Origin of the sequence: Halocynthiibacter namhaensis (assembly GCF_000812685.1) — a bacterium.
Lineage (GTDB): Bacteria > Pseudomonadota > Alphaproteobacteria > Rhodobacterales > Rhodobacteraceae > Halocynthiibacter > Halocynthiibacter namhaensis.
In genome coordinates, this window is sequence record NZ_JWIF01000025.1 from 1 (window position 1) to 3,111 (window position 3,111).

General features: G+C 47.1%; 3 protein-coding genes. All 3 read left to right on the forward strand.

Annotated elements, in window-relative coordinates:
- The first annotated feature begins 1,160 nt into the window (after nt 1–1,160).
- Complete coding sequence (tssB, locus tag RJ38_RS04885; protein WP_039017784.1) at nt 1,161–1,658, forward strand: type VI secretion system contractile sheath small subunit; 498 nt, start codon at nt 1,161–1,163, stop codon at nt 1,656–1,658.
- A 73-nt stretch (nt 1,659–1,731) separates the two neighbouring features.
- Complete coding sequence (locus RJ38_RS04890) at nt 1,732–1,947, forward strand: hypothetical protein (RefSeq protein ID WP_039017785.1); 216 nt, start codon at nt 1,732–1,734, stop codon at nt 1,945–1,947.
- A gap of 89 nt (nt 1,948–2,036) precedes the next feature.
- On the forward strand, nt 2,037–3,111 hold a 1,075-nt coding region (gene tssC, locus RJ38_RS04895; protein WP_039017786.1), incomplete at its 3' end, for a type VI secretion system contractile sheath large subunit.

Genomic DNA, 3,111 nt, shown 5'->3' on the forward strand with positions numbered 1-3,111 from the left:
CGCTTGAACCATGATCTCGTCTTCATGGCCCGCTTGCCATTCATTTACGATTGAATCAAAGGTCGTCGCGCCTTGTGAGATGAGACCCTGGGTTTCCCCTTCGATGGTGAGATAGGCTGGCATTGGCATGTGGATATGCTCCTGAATTTAGCAAATGGAACGATGTGAAATCACCGCTTGTCAAAACGATGCGTCAGGAGGCTGTGCAGAAAATATAGTTAATTTAACTTTTTTCAAAAAGCACAAAAATTGACGTAACCAACTAAGTACAAACAATAAGTTGGCATTTACCCCAAAACCAATCGGGCGAAATCTCGCCCGATTTTTCGGCGCTCCGGGCGAGATTTCGCCCGATGGCTATTTTGACGTGTTTTTCATGGCGTAATGATTCGGGAAGCGTCGCCCATTCAGTAAGCCCTTTAACTGGATTTTCCCCAGTACGGCTAATTCGCTTTAGGTTGGCCTTCTCGCAAATTTACGTGCGTGTTATCGGGCTGTGTATTGCAAAACGCGATTCAGTAAGTGTCGGTACAACCACGGAAGGCAAGTGGGTGGACTGAATGCGGATGCATTACCAATGCCGACGAGGCTTGCCACACCGAACCTTGTTGCTACGTAGGGGTAAGCGAAAAGAGCTGGGAGGGGGTAAGATCGGTTCCATGATGGTGCCGTCGTTGAATACCCTAAGGCGATCACCTTGCGTGTTCCTTGCTGGATTTTAGGTATCACCTCACTCATCGATGAGCAGGGCGGAAATATTATTTTATGGTTAAAATGCCTATACGTGAAAAATCGAAATTAAGATTGAACCATTCGGTTGGTGGAGGAGTCTAATGGATAGATGCCCTAAATTGATCTGGGGAACGGTCTGTTTTTTTGAGGGGGGATGCCCTTCGGAAAAACAGTTCACCTCTGATTGCGGCCAACTAGGAAAGATGTGCAATGATAAACCAAACAATAAAATCGACCACGGCCTGGCTTTTTGCACGCAGAAAGACATATAGCAGGCAATTTGAATGCAAGATTGCATGTTCCTCCAATGGCTCTTTGAGGGGCGCCATGTTGATTGCTGAACCCGGTCACCGGAATGTGAAAATATAACACTATTTAGTTTGAGTGGAACTTGGATAGTGGTAAAATATAAATAAGGAAACATCATTATGAAAGAACTATCTGTCGCTCCTAAAGAGCGCATTAATGTTAAATTTGTTCCGGCTACCGGCGACCAACAGGATCAAGTCGAACTACCTATGAAAATGGTTGTCCTCGGTGACTTTACAGGCCGTGCGGATGAAACGCCTTTGGACGAGCGTCGCAGCGTTGAAGTTAATAAAAATACATTTGGGGACGTTTTGCGTGAGATGGAATTGGCTCGCACTATCGAAGTGAAAGATACTCTACGTGAAGAAGACCCTGATGCAGTTTTGAGCGTGAATCTGAAGTTTGACCGCCTTAGCGATTTTGAGCCAGATGCGGTTGTTCAGCAGGTGCCTGAACTTCGTAAACTTGCAGATTTACGCGAAGCACTGACTGCGCTTAAGGGGCCGCTGGGCAATATGCCATCTTTTCGTAAGGCATTGGGTGAATTGGTGGAAAATTCAGACAACCGAGATGCTTTGCTGAAAGAGCTTGAAAAAGGTAATATTGAGGCTGCCTAATTTTGTGCTTCCTTGCCGTGCTCTGCAGTATTTTGCAGTGGTTAGTCTAGGCGTAACAAGGGTGGAATTACACATGGATGATTTTGATTTCGGAGAGTATCTGCGGGCGCCGGGCATCAACCTTGGCATTTCAAAACAATACCAGTCCCGGCTGATCAGTCGGTGTGATCGACCAGAAAAGCGCAATTCTTTATGGACGGATTGGATCACTCCCACGCTGATGGTCGATGCGCTGGACATGCATCTGCCACTGTATCCAAGCAAAAAAGCTGTCTTTTCCCATAAATAGGTTTGTCTGACACAGGCACCAAGCACATCGCGGAGACGTGGGCGCGCGCGTTCCCTGTGTCCGACTAACTATAAATAGAGATAATTTTTATGAACACTCAAGTTAAAAACGAACCCGAACAGGCGGAAGCCGCTTCTGGCTCCCTCCTCGATCAGATCATGGCGAAAAGTAACCTCGCGCCCCAAGACGACGGCTATGATGTCGCGCGCAAAGGCGTAGGCGCATTTATCGCTGAGTTGCTGGACAACCAAGATCAAGAAGAACCCATTAACAAAGCCCGCGTCGATCGTATGATCGCCGAAGTTGACCGTAAAATTTCGGGTCAGATGGATGCAATTTTGCACCATCCTGAATTCCAGGAAATTGAAAGCACTTGGCGTGGATTGAAGCTTTTGATTGATCGCACTGATTTCCGCGAGAATATCAAAGTTGAATTGATGTCAATTCGCAAAGATGAGCTTTTGGAGGATTTCGAACTTTCCCCAGAGGTTTCACAATCCGGTCTATATAAGCATATCTATTCCGCGGAATACGGCCAATTCGGTGGTGAACCTGTTGGTGCGATGATCGGCATGTATGAATTCAATTCTGCAACGCCTGATATGAAATTGCTGCAATATTGTGCCTCTGTTGGTGCGATGTCTCATGCGCCGTTTATCTCATCCGTAGCACCTGAATTCTTTGGTATCGATAGCTTCACTGAGCTGCCCAACATCAAAGAAGTGGCTTCTATTTTTGAAAGCCCGAAGTACACAAAATGGCGTAGCCTGCGGGAATCTGAAGATGCCCGTTATGTTGGCCTGACCGCGCCGCGTTTCTTGCTGCGTAACCCATACGACCCATTGGAAAACCCGATCAAAACCTTCCAGTACCGTGAAGAAGTTGAGCATTCACATGATGCGTATCTTTGGGGTAACTCAGCGCTTTTGATGGCGGAACGGATCAACGACAGCTTTGCGAAATATCGCTGGTGTCCAAACATCATCGGCCCACAATCTGGCGGCGCTGTTGAGGATCTTCCTGTGCATGTCTATGAAGCATTCGGTCAACTGGAGCAAAAAATCCCGACTGAGGTTCTTGTAACCGACCGTCGCGAATTTGAACTGGCAGAAGAAGGCTTTATCACCCTCACCATGCGTAAAGGGTCTGACAACGCCGCATTTT